Raw genomic sequence first — 15,736 nt, forward strand, 5'->3', positions numbered from 1 at the left:
TACGACCGGGGGAGTAACCGGGGCCGCGGGCCGCCTGCGGGGGTAGCGGAGGTTCGGTCCGGGGGGCGACGAAGCGGGGGTGTCGGGCGGCGAGTCTGGTCGCAAGCCAGCATCCCGACGGAAAAAGGGGGAACCGGATGGGACCCGCTACTGAAGTGACCGAGCGCGCGGACGCGCCCGCACCGCCGCCCGGGGCACCGCCCACCAGGAGCAGACGGCAGCGCGCCGTGCCGTGGGGCGTCGTCGCCCTGTGGGTCGTCGCCCTCGTGCTCGCCGTGCCGTTCGCGGCCAAGCTCGCCGATGTCACACGTGACAAGCCGACCGACTATCTGCCCGGCGGTGCCGATTCCACCCGCGTGCAGCACCTGGTGGAGCAGTTGCCCGGCGGCGGAACCAGCGCCCTGCTGCTCGTACACCACCGGGAAGGCGGTCTGACGGCTGCGGACCGACAGCTGGCCCGCGCTCAGGTGCGGCAGGTCGCCGACGCGTACACCCTCGCGGGCGAGAAGGACGGCGCTGTGCCGCGCTCCGTCCCGGCGAAGGACGGCCGGACCCTGCTGACCGCCTTCTCCCTCACGGGGATGGGGGACGAGGACGTACGGGACGAGGCGGTGCACCGTATCCGGGACCGGATCGCGGACCCGCCGAGCGGGCTGACGGTCGAGCTGGGCGGGCCGGGGGCGGTGGCCGCGGACAGCAGCGAGATCTTCGAGTCCGTCGACGGGACGCTGATGCTGGGCACGGCCGTGGTCGTCGCCGTGCTGCTGATCCTCACCTACCGCAGCCCGGTGCTGTGGCTGGTCCCGCTGTTGGTGGTCGGGGTGGCGGCGATGGTGTCCCGGGCGCTGGTGTACGGCCTGGTGCAGGCGTTCGATCTGACGGCCACCACGATGAACACCTCTGTGATGACGGTGCTCATCTTCGGCGCCGGCACGGACTACGCCCTGTTGCTGGTCTCGCGCTACCGCGAGGAACTGCGCGTCCACCGAAGGCCGTTCGAGGCCATGGTCGCCGCACTGCGCGGCTGCGGGCCCGCCGTGCTCGCCTCCTCCGGCACGGTCGCTGCCGGGCTGCTGTGCCTGCTGGCGGCGGATCTGAACAGCGTGAACGCGCTGGGGCCGGTCGGCGCCATCGGCGTCGTCTGCGCGCTCGCCGCGATGATGACGCTGCTGCCCGCGCTGCTCGTACTGCTGGGGCGGCGGCTGTTCTGGCCGCTGATCCCCGCGTTCGGCAGCACCCCCACGGTCCGCCGCTCCCTGTTCACCTTCATGGGCAGCTCGGCGGGGCGCCGCCCGGTCACCGTGCTGGTGGGCGGCGCGCTGCTGCTGGGGACGCTCTGCCTCGGTGTGTTCGCGCTGCCGGGGGACCTGCGTGAACAGGACACCTTCACCGAGAAGCCCGAGTCGGTCGCCGCGCAGGAGAGGGTGCAAAAGGCGTTCCCCGAAAGCAGCAGCCGACCGGTGACGGTCCTGGCCCGCACCGGCGCGGCCCCGCGGGTCGAGCAGGCGGTGCGCGGCACCGACGGCGTCGTACGGGTCGAGAAGGAGCGCAGCGGCGGCGGCTGGACGGAGTGGGCCGCGTACGCGAAGGACAAGCCCGAGTCCGCGGGCGAGATGGCCACCATCCGCCGGCTGCGCGGCGAGCTGGACGGCCTTCGGGGTGCCGAGGCCCTCGTCGGCGGGCCGAGTGCCCAGCAGCTCGACCTCCAGGAGACCAACGCGGACGACCGGAAGGTGGTGATCCCGCTGGTGCTGGCGGCGGTGCTGGTCATTCTGATCGCCCTGCTGCGCAGCCTGGTCGCGCCGCTCATCCTGACGGTCGCCGTCGTCGCCTCCTGGGGGGCCGCGCTGGGCCTGGGCGGGCTGGCCTTCGAGCCGGTGCTGGGCTTCGAGGGCCTCGACCCGGGCATACCGCTGATGACGTTCGTCTTCCTGGTCGCGCTCGGTGTCGACTACGGCATCTTCCTGATGCACCGCACCCGTGAGGAGTCGCTGCGCGGTGTGCCTGTCGCCGAGGCCTCGCTCACCGCGCTGCGCACCACGGGAGGGGTGATCGCCTCGGCGGGCATCGTGCTGGCCGCCACCTTCTGTGTGCTGGCGACGCTGCCGATGGTGCTGATGGCTCAGCTGGGACTGGTCATCGCGGTGGGCGTGCTGCTGGACACCTTCTTGGTGCGGACGTATCTGGTCACCTCGGCCAGTCAGTTGCTGAAGCGGTGGATGTGGTGGCCGGGCCGGCTGTTCCGTACGGAGAGCGAGGGCGTCCGGCGTGAGTGACGGCCCGCACCGGTGCGGTACCCCGGCGGCCCGGTCGCCCGGGTACCGCACCCCCCTGCCCCAACCCCCGCCCCGTACCGCAGGATTGGGCCTGTGCGAATGCCCCGGGATCCGGTGAACACCATCGTGGCGCGCTCCTTGCGGCCCCGACAGCCAGGAGCGCCCGTCACCCGGCGCGATGTGCTGCTCGCGCTGGCCGTGTGCGCCGTGCAGACCGTGCTGGTGCTGGCCGCCCCGCCCACCGACGGCCGCTTCCCCACACCTCTCGGCTGGGCCCTGCTGACCTGTTCCGGTGCCCTGCTGGCCGCCCGCCGCCGCGCGCCCTGGCTGACGGTGCTGGGGATCATGCTGTGCATCGGGCCGTACCACGCGCAGGACTACGTCCACACGGCCGCCGTGCCCGGCGCGCTGATCGCGCTCTACTCGATGGCCGTCGCCGGTCCGCCGCTGCGCTCGTTCGCCACTCTCGGCACGATCGTCGGCGTCATGGCGACGATCATGGGAAGCGCCGGCCGGACCCACGAACTGAGCGAGATGCTGCGCTCCTCCGGATGGATCGTGGTGTGCGTGCTGTTCGGCGAGACGGTGCGGATCCACCGCAACTACCTGGCCGCCGTGGTCGAGCGCGCCGAGCGGGCCGAACGCACCCGCGAGGAGGAGGCTGCCCGCCGCGTCGCGCAGGAGCGGCTGCGTATCGCCCGCGATCTGCACGATCTGCTCGCACACAGCATCACCCTGATCGGTGTGCAGACGTCCGTGGCCGCGCACGTGCTGATGGCCGACCCCGAACGGCTCGACCGTCAGGCGGTCGCCAAATCCCTGGAGGGCATCTCCGAGACCTGCCGCGGCGCACGCGCCGAGTTGCGCACGACGCTGGAGGTGCTGCGCGCCGGGGACGCCGACGGGATGGAGCCGCTGCCCGGTCTGTCCGGGCTGCCGGACCTGGCGCGGGCGGCGTGCGACGCGGGCGCGCACGTCGAGCTGTCCGTACACGACTCGGCGCACGCGCTGGCGCCCGCCCCCGCCGTGGGCGCCGCCGCCTACCGCATCGTCCAGGAAGCACTGACCAACGCCGTACGGCACGCCGGTGCCTCCGTGTGTGTGCGGGCCGTGGTGGAGGCGGTGGGCGGGGCGCTGCGGGTCAGCGTCGTCGACGACGGCGGAGGCGACGCCGCCGCGGCCACCGGGGAGGCCGCGGCGGGGGAGGAGGCGGCCGGCGGCCCCGGCGGGTTCGGTATCGCCGGGATGCGGGAGCGGGCCCGCAGCGTCGGCGGCAGCCTGGAGGTCGGCTCCCGCGCGCCCCGCCCCGGCTTCGCCGTCACCGCACTGCTGCCCGCCCGACCGTCCTCGTCCGTTGCCGCACCGGGAGAAGCCCTGCCATGACGGAAACCGCCCGAACGAGCAGCCACAACGACCGCACCACCGCCCCCATCCGCATCGTGCTCGCGGACGATCAGACTCTGGTGCGGTCCGCCTTCGCCATGCTCATCGCCTCCGCCGAGGACATGATCGTGGTGGGCGAGGCGGCGACGGGCCGGGAAGCCGTCGCACTCGCCAGGTCCGCCCGCGCGGACCTGGTCGTCATGGACATCAGGATGCCCGACCTCGACGGCATCTCGGCGACCCGGCAGATCGCCGCCGAGGAGGATCTGGACGGTGTGAAGGTCCTCGTCCTGACCACGTACGACACCGACGAGCACGTGGTCGAGGCGCTGCGGGCCGGTGCCTCCGGGTTCCTGGTCAAGGACACCCGCCCCGCCGAGCTGCTGGATGCCATCCGCACCGTCGCTGCCGGGGAGGCGCTGCTCTCGCCGGGGCCGACCGCCCGGCTCATCGCCCGGGTGCTGCGGGCGCCCGGACCGGACGCCCCGGGCACGCCGTCCCCGGAGGCCCTGGGCGCCCTGTCCGCCCGCGAGCGGCAGGTCCTCGCCCTGGTCGGGCGCGGTCTCAACAACACCGAGATCGCCGAGACCCTCGCCCTGTCCCCGCTCACCGCCAAGACCCACGTCAGCCGCATCATGGGCAAGCTCTCCGTGCGCGACCGCGCACAACTGGTGATCGCCGCCTATGAGTCCGGTCTCATCACGCCGGGCACCGCCCCCTGACCCCCGCGCCGGGTACGGGAGAATGCCCCCATGACCCTGTTCCGTGACGACGGCATCGTGCTGCGTACCCAGAAGCTGGGCGAAGCCGACCGCATCATCACCTTGCTCACACGTGGGCACGGCCGGGTGCGGGCCGTGGCGCGGGGGGTGCGGCGGACGAAGTCGAAGTTCGGGGCGCGGCTGGAGCCGTTCAGCCACGTCGACGTGCAGTTCTTCGCCCGGGGCAGCGAACTGGTGGGGCGCGGTCTGCCGCTGTGTACGCAGACGGAGACGATCGCCCCCTACGGTCGGGGCATCGTGGCGGACTACGACCGCTACACGGCGGGGACGGCCATGCTGGAGACCGCCGAGCGGTTCACCGACCACGAGGGCGAGCCGAATGTGCAGCAGTATCTGCTGCTGGTCGGCGGCCTGCGCACCCTCGCCTCAGGCGAGCACGGTGCGGGCCTGGTACTGGACGCCTTCTTGCTGCGCTCCCTCGCGATGGGGGGCTACGCGCCCAGCTTCGCGGACTGCGCCAAGTGCGGACTGCCGGGGCCGAACCGGTTCTTCTCCGTCGCGTCGGGCGGCGTGGTGTGCGGCGACTGCCGGGTGCCGGGCAGCGTCGTGCCCTCCCCGGAGGCGCTGCGGCTGCTGGGCGCCCTGCTGACCGGTGACTGGGAGACCGCGGACGCCGCCGAGCCCCGGCACTGCCGGGAGGGCTCGGGGCTGGTCTCGGCGTATCTGCACTGGCACCTGGAGCGGGGGCTGCGCTCCCTGCGCTATGTCCGGCAGGCGACCAGCGGTTAGGAGCGGCTAGGCTCGGGCGGGTCAGCACTGTTCCCCTGTCCCGCCCGCTGGAGATGAGTACCGATGGCACGCCGCGGAATGCTGTCCTGGTCGCAGCAGCGCGAGTACGCGACGCCCGACCCGCACCCCTCGGGGGCCCGGCCGCCCAAGATCCCGGGCGAGCTGGTCCCCAACCATGTGGCGGTCGTCATGGACGGCAACGGCCGGTGGGCCAAGCAGCGGGGACTGCCGCGTACGGAGGGGCACAAGGTCGGTGAGGGCGTCGTGATGGACGTGCTCAAGGGCTGTATCGAGATGGGTGTGAAGAACCTGTCGCTGTACGCCTTCTCGACCGAGAACTGGAAGCGTTCACCCGAAGAGGTGCGCTTCTTGATGAACTTCAACCGGGACGTGATCCGCCGCCGCCGCGACGAGATGGACGCGCTGGGAATCCGTATCCGCTGGGTGGGCCGGATGCCCAAGCTGTGGAAGTCCGTCGTCCAGGAGCTCCAGGTCGCCCAGGAGCAGACCAAGGACAACGACGCGATGACGCTGTACTTCTGCGTCAACTACGGCGGCCGTGCCGAGATCGCGGACGCGGCCCGCGGTATCGCCGAGGACGTGGCGGCGGGCCGGCTGGATCCGGCCAAGGTCAGCGAGAAGACGTTCGCGAAGTATCTGTACTACCGCGACATGCCGGACGTGGACCTGTTTCTGCGTCCGTCGGGCGAGCAGCGGACGTCCAACTACCTGATATGGCAGAGCGCGTACGCGGAGATGGTCTACCAGGACGTGCTGTGGCCGGACTTCGACCGGCGCGACCTGTGGGCGGCGTGTCTGGAGTACGCCCAGCGCGACCGCCGCTTCGGTGGTGCGCGGACCGACGAGGGCGAACAGGGCGCCGCCAAGGGTGCGTGAGGGGGCGCCTCAGCCCGCGAAGTTCCAGGAGACGGTGCCGTTCGCGGTGACCAGTACGGCCAGCACGATCAGGTCGGCGGCGCCCAGTGCCGTGCCCAGCAGGGCGCGGCCGCGGCGCGTGGTGCCGCGGGCGAGGGCCAGTCCGCCCAGTACCAGGGCGCAGGGGCCGAGGACGATGTTGAAGACCAGCAGCCCGACCAGCCCCATGATGAACGAGGCCACAGCCATGTCGTCGGCGTCTTCGACGCGGGTGCGACCCTTGCGGAGCAGCACAGTGCTCATGGTCAACTCCTCGGCCGGTTGCGGCGGGTGCGTTCGCGGACGGTGAAGACCAGCAGCCAGGCGGCGATGACCGCGGCTGCCGAGAGGGTCACCTCGGGCGGCAGTTGGGCCGGTGGGCCCACCAGTACGCCCAGCAGGAGGAACGCGGCGACGAGGAAGATCATCTGTTCCTCTCTCCCAACTCGTTGCGTGTCGGCGGTCGTCGTGCGTGCGTTGCGTGCATCAAGTTCGGTGAACAAGTGTCGTGACAACTGTTCACTGAGTTCGAGGCTACAGTATTGCGGCGCTCGGCGCACAACTGTTTACTGAGAACATGAGCAGCAGCACCCCCCACACGCAACGGGACCTGAAGAAGGCCCGAACGCGCCGTGCGCTCCTGGACGCGGGTCTGGCGCTGCTGGAGGAGCAGAGCCTCAGCAGTATCGGTCTGCGCGAGATCACCCGTGCCGTGGGCATCTCGCCCGCCGCCTTCTACCGGCACTTCAGGGACGTGGCCGACCTGGGCGTCGCCCTGGTCGAGGAGTCGCTGGGCAGCCTGCACGCGGTGATACGGGCGGGACTGACCGAACGCAGCGACGACGGCGAGCGCATCGATCACCTCGTCGACGCCATCGCCCGCTTCGTGCGCGAGCACCCCGAGCACATCCGCTTCGTGGTACGCGAGCGGCACGGCGGGGTGGCCGCCGTGCGGACCGCCATCGGCTCCCAGCTCGACCGGTTCGCCGCGGAGGTGGCCGAGGTGCTCGCCCGCGACGAGGTCTCCCGGGGCTGGAGCGCCGAGGATCTGCGGATGCTGGGCGAGACCTACGTCGACCACATGGTGATGACCGCCTCCGCCTTCTTGGACGCGGCCCTGGGGGAGGGGCCGTCGGAGGAGGCCGTCGCGCACACGGCCCGCCGCCAGCTCCGCCTCATCAGCTTCGGCCGCCGGCACTGGATCTCCGACGCGGCGACCCCCGCCCCCTGAGCCCCGGTCAGCCGATGCGCCGCCGGAACAGCGCCCCGCACACCGGCAGCGTCACCGCCAGCAGCCCCAGGCACCAGGCGAGTGCCAGCCAGGGGCTGTTGCCGGCGGGCTGGTCCAGCAGCAAGCCCCGCAGGGACTCGATGACGGGGGTCACCGGCTGGTTGTCGGAGAAGCCGTGCAGCCAGTCGGGCATCGTGTCGATCGGCACGAAGGCGCTGCTGGGATAGGGCAGAAAGAGCATGGCGAAGGTGAAACCGCCCGCCGCTTCGGGGGTCTTGGCCAGCAGCCCGGCCGCGGCACCCAGCCAGGAGAGCGTGGTGATGTAGAGCAGCAGGATGCCGCTGGCCGCCAGCCAGCCGGCCGGCCCCGCCTGCGGCCGGAACCCGATCGCGAAGGCGACGGCCAGCACCGCCGACGTCGCCACCGCGTTGCGGGCCACGCTCGCCGCGACATGTCCGGTCAGTACGGCGGTGGGGCTGGTGTCCATGGAGCGGAAGCGGTCGATGATGCCGTTCGTCATGTCGTTGGAGACGGTGGTCGCCGTCATCGAGGCGCCGTATCCGGCGCACAGGATCAGCACACCGGGCGCCACATAGGTCACGTACTTCCCGGTGCTCGTCTCGATGGCGCCACCGAAGAAGTAGACGAACACCAGCATCAGCATCACCGGCAGCACCAGTGCCGTGAGCACCGCGTCCAGGTTGCGCCGGGTCAGCCGGATGGACCGGCCCGCCAGCACCGGGTAAGCCGTGAGATCACTCATGGGTCAGCTCCAGGAAGACGTCGTCGAGGGTGGCGTTGTGCACCGCGAAGCGCGCGACCTGCTCGCGCGTGGGGTCCAACTCGTCCAGCAGTGCCCGCACATGCGCCGCGCTCCCGTCGGTCGCCACACCCAGCACCAGCTCCTCCGGCGACTGGTGCAGCACCCGGCCGCCCAGCCGTCCGGCCAGCTGGGTGTAGGCCGCGCGCCCGGCCATCGTCAGATCGAGGCGCTGGGCCGTCACCGTCTTCTTCAGCTCCTCCGGCGTGCCCTGGGCCCGCACCCGGCCCCCGTCCAGTACGGCCACCCGGTCGGCCAGTTGGTCGGCCTCCTCCAGGTACTGCGTGGTGAGGAAGACGGTCACGCCTGCCTGTGTCAGCGAGCCGACCGTCTCCCACATCGTGCGGCGGCTGCGGGGATCGAGTCCCGTCGTCGGCTCGTCCAGGAAGACCACCTCCGGATCGCTGACGAGCCCGGCGGCGATGTCCAGCCTGCGCCGCATTCCGCCCGAGTACGTCGACACCCGGCGGTGCCCGGCGTCGGTGAGCGCGAAGCGCTCCAGCAGCTCCTGGGCGCGGTCGCGGGAGGCGGCGCGTGGCAGGCCGCGCAGCCGCGCCATCATCCGCAGGTTCTCCAGGCCCGTCTGCTCCTCGTCCAGCGCCGCGTACTGCCCGGTGAGGCTGATGGCGCGGCGCACCTGGGAGCGCGCCGTCAGCACGTCGTGCCCGGCCACGGTGGCCTGCCCGGCGTCGGCCCGGGTGAGCGTCGCCAGGATGCGGACGGTGGTGGTCTTGCCCGCCCCGTTCGGTCCGAGCAGGGCGAAGACGCTGCCGCGCCGCACCTGCAGATCGAGCCCCGCGAGCACCTGTACGGAGCCGTACGCCTTGCTCAGCCCCCGCGTTCGTATCGCCCACTCCGCCTCTGGCGCTCGGTGCATGGCACGTCCCCCCTCTTCTGTGTATCGGATACGCGCTACTGCGTATGCCATAAACTCTACTGCGTATGCTATACACGTTCCGAGTGGTGGAAGGCAACCCGAAGGGCGGGACGGCTCACGATGGTGGAGCGGGAGCAGCGGACGCCGGGCGAGCAGCGACCCCTCGACGGGCTCCCGGCAGGCGTGGCCGCCGCCTGGGGGCTCAAGGAGCGGCCCGGCAAGGGCCCGGCACGCGCGCTGGACGTGCGGCGGATCGTCGCCGCAGCCATCGGCGTCGCCGACGCCGAGGGGCTGGCCGCGGTGTCCATGAGCCGCGTCGCCACCGAGATCGGCGTCTCGACGATGGCGCTCTACCGCTATGTCGCGAGCAAGGAGGAACTGCTGGTCCTCATGGAGGACGCGGCCATCGGCACCCCGCCCGCGGGCCCACCGTCCGGGGAGGGCTGGCGTCCCGGCATCGAGCACTGGGCCCGCGCCTACCGTGCCGTCCTACTGCGTCACCTGTGGATCGTCCGTATCCCCATCGGCTCCCCACCGTTGTCCCGGCACAACGTGGAGTGGATGGAGTACGCGCTCGCCCAGCTGGCAGCCACCGGGCTGGACGCCGAGGAGAAGCTGGGCGTCATGGTCACCATCAGCGGTTACGTCCGCAGCGATGTCGCCCTCCACGCGGACATCGACCAGGCGACCCGTGCGAGCGGCACCGAGTGGAGCGATGTGGAGAAGCGCTACTGGGGCCTGCTGTCCGAACTCACCGCGACCGGAGACTTCCCGGCCATCCGCGCGCTCCTGGCCTCCGGCGAACTGGCAGACGCCGCCGAAGCCGCCGACACGGAGGGCACGGCTGAATTCGAGTTCGGCCTGTCCGTCATCCTGGACGGAATCGAGGCCCGCATTTCGGCGCGGAATCGCTGAATCATGGCTGAAAACCGCCTCCCGACGAGGCGTGGATCCGGGAGGCCTCGCGAATCCGGGGAGTCCTACGGCGTCTACCCGGCGGCGGCGCACTCCCCGCAGGTCCCGAAGATCTCCACGGTGTGTCCCACGTTCACGAACCCGTGCTCGGCCGCGACGGAGGCGGCCCACTTCTCCACCACCGGACCCTCGACCTCCACGGCCTTGCCGCAGGCGCGGCAGACCAGATGGTGGTGGTGGTCGTCGCTGTGGCACCGCCGGTAGACGGCCTCGCCGTCGTCCGTGCGCAGCACGTCCACCTCGCCCGCGTCCGCGAGGGACTGCAGGGTGCGGTAGACCGTGGTGAGCCCCACCGAGTCGCCCCGGTGTTTGAGCATGTCGTGCAGTTCCTGCGCGCTGCGGAACTCCTCGACCTCGGCGAGTGCCGCGGAGACGGCGGCGCGTTGCCGGGTCGACCGGCCGCGTACAGGGGGACCTGCGGTGGTCACGCTCTGGCTCCTTACGTTCGTCGGCTCCGGGGAGGCGCCGAGGCGACTCCGGGTCGGTGCGGCGTTCGCGGCCACCCATTGTGCCAGGCGCTTCCGGCAGGCGGGTATTACACCCTGCTCGGGCGATCCACCTGCCCCGTGCCGTCGGCGGCGCTGTGCTTCCCGTCCGCTACCAGGGTGCCCTCTCCATCCCCCTCGGGGACAGTCTTCCCCCGGGAGACGGCCTGTTCTCCGCCCCTGCTCCCGCCGCGGAACCTGCGCCTGGCCAGTGGCGCGGCCAGCGCCGTGACGAGGCCGAAGAGCACGATCGCCAGGACGACGATGCTGGCGCCGGGTGGCACATCGGCGAAGTAGGAGGTCACCGTGCCGGAGAGGGTGACCGCGACGCCGAAGCCCATGGCGAGCCCCAGCGTGGCGGCGAAACCGCGGGTGGCCTGCTGCGCCGCGGCCACCGGAATCACCATCAGCGCGCTGACCAGCAGCAGTCCGACCACCCGCATCGCCACCGTGACCGTCACGGCGGCGGTCACGGCCAGCAGCAGATTGAGCAGCCGCACCGGCAGCCCCGTCACCCGGGCGAACTCCTCGTCCTGGCAGACGGCGAACAGCTGCCGGCGCAGCCCGAGCGAGACGAGCAGCACGAAGACCGACAGCCCGACGATGGCGGTCAGGTCCTCGGGGGAGACGGTGGTGATGGAGCCGAAGAGGTAGGTGGTGAGGTTGGCGTTGGAGCCGTTCGGCGACAGATTGATGATCATGACGCCGCCCGCCATGCCGCCGTAGAACAGCATCGCCAGCGCGATGTCGCCCCGGGCCTTGCCGTACCAGCGGATCAGCTCCATCGTGATCGCGCCCACCGAGGCGACGAGCACGGCCATCCACACCGGGTTGGTGCTCAGCAGGAAGCCCAGCGCGACACCGGTGAGCGCGACATGCCCGATACCGTCGCCCATGATCGCCTGACGGCGCTGCACGAGGTAGATGCCCACGGCGGGCGCCGCGACGCCGACCAGCAGCGCGGCGAGCAGCGCGCGCTGCATGAACGCGTAGTCCAGCATCTCGATCATGAGAGCAACCCCGTCTCGATCTTCGGTGCCGCCTCGGCGGCGGGTACGGAGCCGTGCGGGTGGCAGGCCAGGTCGTGCAGCCGGTCGGGGTTGTCCACCCGCTCGACCTGCCCGTCCCGCAGTACGACGGCGTGGTCGATCAGCGGTGCGAGCGGGCCGAGTTCGTGCAGGACGAGCAGTACGGCGGTGCCCTGGTCCACCTGTCGGCGCAGGGTTTCGGCGAGTACCTCCTGGTTGGCGACGTCCACGCCCGCCAGTGGCTCGTCCATGATCAGCAGCTCGGGCTCGGCGACCAGGGCCCGCGCGATCAGCACCCGCTGGTGCTGTCCGCCGGAGAGCGACTCGACCGGCTCCCGCATCCGGTCCGCCATGCCGACCAGCTCCAGGGCGCGCCGTACGGCGGCCTTGTCCTCGCGGCCCAGTGGACGGAAGCGGCGCCGGGCCAGCCGGCCGGCCGAGACGACCTCCCGCACCGTCGCCGGGACGCCGGCCGCCGCGGTGGAGCGCTGCGGCACATAGCCGAGCCGCCGCCAGTCCCGGAACCGGGCGAAGGGCGTACCGAACAGTTCCAGTTCGCCCCCGGTGAGCGGCACCTGCCCCAGCACGGCGCGGATGGTGGTGGACTTGCCCGAGCCGTTGGCCCCCAGCAGCGCGACCGTCTCGCCGCGCCCCACCGTCAGATCCACCCCGCGCAGCACGGGGCGCCCGCCCAGCGAGGCGGTGGCGCCGCGCAGGGTGACGGCGGGCGGGGCCCCGGCTATCGCGGCACCGTCCTGCGAGGCCGCTGTCGTCCTGGTCATGCCTCTACGTCCTCACTGTGCGCCGAGCGCCGTCTTGAGCGCGGTCAGGTTCTGGTGCATCACGGAGAAGTAGTCGTCGTTCTTCGGGTCCTTGATGCTCTCCAGAGGGCTGAGTACCGAGGTCTTCAGCCGGAGGTCGCCCGCGAGTGTCTTGGCGGTCTTGTCGCTCGCGTTGTTCTCGAAGAAGACGGTGTCCACGTCGTCCTTCTTGGCGACCTTGTGCAGTTCCTTCATCCGGGAGGCGCTGGGCTCCGACTCCGGGTCGATGCCGGCGACGGCCTCCTCATGGAGACCGTACCGCTCGGCGAGGTAGCCGAAGGCGGCGTGCGTGGTGATGAAGGTATCGGTCTTCTTGTTCTTCAGACCGCTCTTGAAGTCCTTGTCGAGCTTCTCGAGGCGCGAGACGAGATCCGCGGTGTTCTTCTTGTACTCGGCCTTGTGGTCGGGGTCGGCCTTCTGGAGCTGCTTGCCGACCCCCTTGGCGACCTCGGCGTAGCGCACCGGGTCGAGCCAGATGTGCGGGTCGCCCGCCGCGTCGTCGCCGTGGTCGTGGCCCTCGTGCTCGTCGTGGCCCTCTTCGGCGTGCTCGTCGTGGCCCTTCTCGCCGTGCTCGCCGTGCCCGTGCTCGTCGTGGCCTTCCTCGCCGTGCACATCGGTGCCGTGCTTCTCCAGCGTGGTGTAGGAGGTGGCCTCGGCGATGTTCTTGACGCCCGACTGCTCGACCGCCTCGTCCACGGCGGGCTGCAGCCCCTTGAGGTAGACGATCACGTCCATCTCGCTGAGCTGGCCGGTCTGCTTCGGGCTCAGCTCCAGGTCGTGCGGTTCGGTGCCGGGCTTGGTGAGGTTCTCGACCTCGACGTGCTCACCGCCGATCTGCTGTGCGAGATACGCCATCGGGTAGAAGGACGCGGCCACCCGCACCTTCCCGCTGCCGCCGCTGTCGCTGCCGCAGGCGGCGAGGCTGAGGGAGGCGAGACCGAGAGCGCTGAGCGCCGCGCTGGTGCGTATGAGCCGACGAGGGCGGGGACCGGTGTTCATGACACTCATTTTCATCCGAATTGGAAACGATTGTCAACTAAAGCTTCGCGCTCCGTGATCACGCCGCCCTCCTCGAAGGGATGATCCGGGACGGTCCCGAAGACTCCGGACGGCAGCCGGGTCGAATCCGGAACCGATTTGCCGCGCCCCCTACGGGCCCCAGTAATCTGGGGTATTCCGTCTCGTCGTCAATGAAGAGAGCACCGTGGCCGCCGACAAGATCGACACAATTGTCAGCCTCAGCAAGCGCCGTGGCTTCGTCTACCCGTGCAGTGAGATCTACGGTGGTCAGCGTGCCGCCTGGGACTACGGGCCGCTGGGCGTGGAGCTGAAGGAGAACATCAAGCGCCAGTGGTGGCGCTCCATGGTCACCTCGCGCGACGACGTGGTGGGCATCGACTCGTCGGTGATTCTGGCCCCCGAGGTCTGGGAGGCGTCGGGCCATGTCTCCACCTTCACCGATCCGCTCACCGAGTGCACCTCGTGCCACAAGCGCTTCCGTGCCGACCACCTGACCGAGGCGTACGAGGCCAAGCACGGCCGCGAGCCGGAGAACGGCCTGGCCGACATCAACTGCCCGCACTGCGGCAACAAGGGCGGCTTCACCGAGCCCAAGCAGTTCTCCGGGCTGCTGTCCACCCACCTCGGCCCCACCCAGGACTCCGGCTCGGTCACCTACCTGCGTCCCGAGACCGCGCAGGGCATCTTCACCAACTTCGCCGCCGTCCAGCAGACCTCGCGCAAGAAGCCGCCGTTCGGCATCGCGCAGATGGGCAAGTCGTTCCGGAACGAGATCACGCCGGGCAACTTCATCTTCCGCACCCGCGAGTTCGAGCAGATGGAGATGGAGTTCTTCGTCAAGCCGGGCGAGGACGAGGAATGGCACCAGTACTGGATGGACCAGCGCTGGGCCTGGTACCGCGACCTGGGCATCCGCGAGGAGAACATCCGCTGGTACGAGCACCCGAAGGAGAAGCTCTCCCACTACTCCAAGCGGACCGCCGACATCGAGTACCGCTTCAACTTCGGCGGCAGCGAGTTCTCCGAGCTGGAGGGTGTCGCCAACCGCACCGACTTCGACCTCACCGCGCACTCCAAGGCCTCAGGACACGACCTGTCGTACTTCGACCAGGAGGCCGGTGAGCGCTGGACGCCGTACGTCATCGAGCCGGCGGCCGGTGTCAACCGCGCGATGCTCGCCTTCATGCTCGACGCCTACATCGAGGACGAGGCGCCCAACGCCAAGGGCAAGATGGAGAAGCGCACCGTGATGCGCCTCGACCCGCGGCTGGCCCCGGTCAAGGTCGCCGTGCTGCCGCTCTCCCGCAACGAGAAGCTCTCGCCCAAGGCCCGCGGCCTGTCGGAGACGCTGCGCAAGCACTGGAACATCGACTTCGACGACGCGGGCGCCATCGGCCGCCGCTACCGCCGCCAGGACGAGATCGGCACCCCCTTCTGCGTCACCGTCGACTTCGACACCCTCGACGACAACGCCGTCACGGTGCGCGAGCGCGACACGATGAAGCAGGAGCGCGTCTCCCTCGACCAGATCGAGGGCTATCTGGCCGGCCGTCTGATCGGCTGCTGACCGGCACCAGCTCCATCGCGGCGAAGGGCCCGGCACCCCGCAGGGGGAGCCGGGCCCTTCGCGTCGTTCCGTGCCGTGGTCACCCGGTGGTGCGGCGCAGCGCCATGCACACGAAGCCGAAGCTCGCCCGGTAGCCGCGCAGCCACTCGTCCCGGTGCCGGGCCGCGGCCTGCAGGGCCTCGGCGCTGTCGGGGTGGTCGCGGTTGTCCAGCGCCCAGCGGGAGAGGGAGCCGGTCCAGTTCCACTCGTAGTCGTCCAACTCGTGCCGGGTGGAGATGTGTGCGTACACCGGCGTCCAGCCCTCGGCGGTGACCTTCTCCACCGTCCCCGCCAGGTCCTCGTACTCGCCCAGCGTCTCCCGCGCCCACGGGCTCGGCTCCCGCTCCCAGTAGGCGTCCCCGACCAGCACGGTGCCGCCGGGCGCCAGTTGCCGCCGCGCGGCCTCCAGGGTGGGCAGCAGCCCGCCGAACGCATGCGTGGCGCCGACGCTCAGCACCAGGTCGAAGGGGTGCGGCGCCTCGAACGACGCGGCCTCGCAGCGGTGCAGTGCCAGCCGCTCGGCGACCCCCGCCTCCCGCGCCCGGTGCCGGGCGCGCTCCAAGGCCTCGGCGGAGATGTCCACGCCCACCGCCTTCCCGTCCGGGTGCCGCTGGAGCGCGCGGATGAGCCACGCGCCCTCCCCGCAGCCGAGGTCGAGCATGCGCGCGTCACCGCGTACGACGGCACGGGCGAGCAACCGGTCCACGGAGGAGTCCTCCAGCGGCGCCGCGAAGGGGTGGTCGGCGTGGGCGAGGAGGGAGCGCGTCTGTCGGTCCATGCGGGCACTG

17 protein-coding genes are annotated in these 15,736 nt (G+C 71.0%); 8 read left to right on the forward strand and 9 right to left on the reverse strand.

Annotated features, from left to right (window positions below; genetic code table 11):
• The first annotated feature begins 137 nt into the window (after nt 1–137).
• From JW613_RS10270 to JW613_RS10290, 5 genes are all read left to right on the forward strand, one after another.
• Nucleotides 138–2,276, forward strand: a complete 2,139-nt coding sequence (locus tag JW613_RS10270; RefSeq protein WP_209210402.1) for an MMPL family transporter — start codon at nt 138–140, stop codon at nt 2,274–2,276.
• Nucleotides 2,277–2,375: 99 nt separating this feature from the next.
• Complete coding sequence (locus JW613_RS10275; protein ID WP_209210675.1) at nt 2,376–3,659, forward strand: sensor histidine kinase; 1,284 nt, start codon at nt 2,376–2,378, stop codon at nt 3,657–3,659.
• Nucleotides 3,656–4,381, forward strand: a complete 726-nt coding sequence (locus tag JW613_RS10280; protein ID WP_209210403.1) for a response regulator — start codon at nt 3,656–3,658, stop codon at nt 4,379–4,381. Before JW613_RS10275 ends, JW613_RS10280 begins: the two co-directional genes overlap by 4 nt.
• 30 nt (nt 4,382–4,411) lie before the next feature.
• On the forward strand, nt 4,412–5,170 hold the full coding sequence (gene recO / locus JW613_RS10285; RefSeq protein ID WP_099880661.1) for a DNA repair protein RecO: 759 nt from the start codon (nt 4,412–4,414) through the stop codon (nt 5,168–5,170).
• A gap of 63 nt (nt 5,171–5,233) precedes the next feature.
• Nucleotides 5,234–6,067, forward strand: a complete 834-nt coding sequence (locus tag JW613_RS10290; protein WP_099880650.1) for an isoprenyl transferase — start codon at nt 5,234–5,236, stop codon at nt 6,065–6,067.
• A gap of 9 nt (nt 6,068–6,076) precedes the next feature.
• On the opposite strand, the gene JW613_RS10295 is transcribed toward JW613_RS10290, so the two are convergent.
• Together JW613_RS10295 and JW613_RS10300 are read right to left on the reverse strand one after the other, a co-directional pair.
• The gene (locus tag JW613_RS10295) at nt 6,077–6,349 is read right to left on the reverse strand and encodes a DUF4190 domain-containing protein (RefSeq protein WP_209210404.1); all 273 of its coding nucleotides are present in this window, start codon (nt 6,347–6,349) and stop codon (nt 6,077–6,079) included.
• A gap of 2 nt (nt 6,350–6,351) precedes the next feature.
• On the reverse strand, nt 6,352–6,513 hold the full coding sequence (locus JW613_RS10300) for a hypothetical protein (RefSeq protein ID WP_099880638.1): 162 nt from the start codon (nt 6,511–6,513) through the stop codon (nt 6,352–6,354).
• Nucleotides 6,514–6,662: 149 nt separating this feature from the next.
• Here JW613_RS10300 and JW613_RS10305 point away from each other — a divergent pair, with 149 nt between their 5' ends.
• Nucleotides 6,663–7,316 (forward strand): TetR family transcriptional regulator, encoded by a 654-nt coding sequence (locus JW613_RS10305; protein ID WP_209210405.1) that lies wholly within the window; start codon nt 6,663–6,665, stop codon nt 7,314–7,316.
• A gap of 7 nt (nt 7,317–7,323) precedes the next feature.
• On the opposite strand, the gene JW613_RS10310 is transcribed toward JW613_RS10305, so the two are convergent.
• On the reverse strand, nt 7,324–8,079 hold the full coding sequence (locus JW613_RS10310) for an ABC transporter permease (RefSeq protein WP_209210406.1): 756 nt from the start codon (nt 8,077–8,079) through the stop codon (nt 7,324–7,326).
• Nucleotides 8,072–9,013, reverse strand: coding sequence for an ATP-binding cassette domain-containing protein (locus JW613_RS10315; RefSeq protein ID WP_209210407.1), 942 nt, complete (start codon nt 9,011–9,013; stop codon nt 8,072–8,074). The genes JW613_RS10310 and JW613_RS10315 overlap by 8 nt, the downstream gene beginning before the upstream one ends.
• A gap of 120 nt (nt 9,014–9,133) precedes the next feature.
• On the opposite strand from JW613_RS10315, the gene JW613_RS10320 reads away from it, so the two are divergent.
• Entirely contained in the window at nt 9,134–9,928 is a 795-nt protein-coding gene (locus tag JW613_RS10320; protein ID WP_209210408.1) for a TetR/AcrR family transcriptional regulator, read from the forward strand.
• 74 nt (nt 9,929–10,002) lie between these two features.
• Here the strand turns inward: JW613_RS10320 and JW613_RS10325 are convergent, their stop codons facing one another.
• The 4 genes from JW613_RS10325 to JW613_RS10340 all read right to left on the reverse strand — a co-directional run bounded on the left by JW613_RS10325 (nt 10,003) and on the right by JW613_RS10340 (nt 13,321).
• The gene (locus JW613_RS10325; RefSeq protein WP_209210409.1) at nt 10,003–10,416 is read right to left on the reverse strand and encodes a Fur family transcriptional regulator; all 414 of its coding nucleotides are present in this window, start codon (nt 10,414–10,416) and stop codon (nt 10,003–10,005) included.
• A gap of 107 nt (nt 10,417–10,523) precedes the next feature.
• On the reverse strand, nt 10,524–11,483 hold the full coding sequence (locus JW613_RS10330; protein WP_209210410.1) for a metal ABC transporter permease: 960 nt from the start codon (nt 11,481–11,483) through the stop codon (nt 10,524–10,526).
• Nucleotides 11,480–12,283: a metal ABC transporter ATP-binding protein gene (locus tag JW613_RS10335; protein WP_209210411.1), complete on the reverse strand. Its 804-nt coding sequence runs from the start codon at nt 12,281–12,283 to the stop codon at nt 11,480–11,482. The genes JW613_RS10330 and JW613_RS10335 overlap by 4 nt, the downstream gene beginning before the upstream one ends.
• A 12-nt stretch (nt 12,284–12,295) precedes the next feature.
• Nucleotides 12,296–13,321 carry a metal ABC transporter substrate-binding protein gene (locus tag JW613_RS10340; protein ID WP_209210412.1) on the reverse strand — a complete coding sequence of 342 codons (1,026 nt, stop codon included), beginning with the start codon at nt 13,319–13,321 and terminating at the stop codon, nt 12,296–12,298.
• Nucleotides 13,322–13,526: 205 nt separating this feature from the next.
• Here JW613_RS10340 and JW613_RS10345 point away from each other — a divergent pair, with 205 nt between their 5' ends.
• Entirely contained in the window at nt 13,527–14,909 is a 1,383-nt protein-coding gene (locus JW613_RS10345; RefSeq protein ID WP_185016809.1) for a glycine--tRNA ligase, read from the forward strand.
• 79 nt (nt 14,910–14,988) lie between these two features.
• Here JW613_RS10345 and JW613_RS10350 read toward each other — a convergent pair whose 3' ends face one another.
• Complete coding sequence (locus JW613_RS10350; protein ID WP_209210420.1) at nt 14,989–15,726, reverse strand: SAM-dependent methyltransferase; 738 nt, start codon at nt 15,724–15,726, stop codon at nt 14,989–14,991.
• Nucleotides 15,727–15,736 lie beyond the last annotated feature (10 nt).

This window comes from Streptomyces smyrnaeus (assembly GCF_017676345.1).
GTDB classification, from domain to species: Bacteria; Actinomycetota; Actinomycetes; order Streptomycetales; family Streptomycetaceae; genus Streptomyces; species Streptomyces smyrnaeus.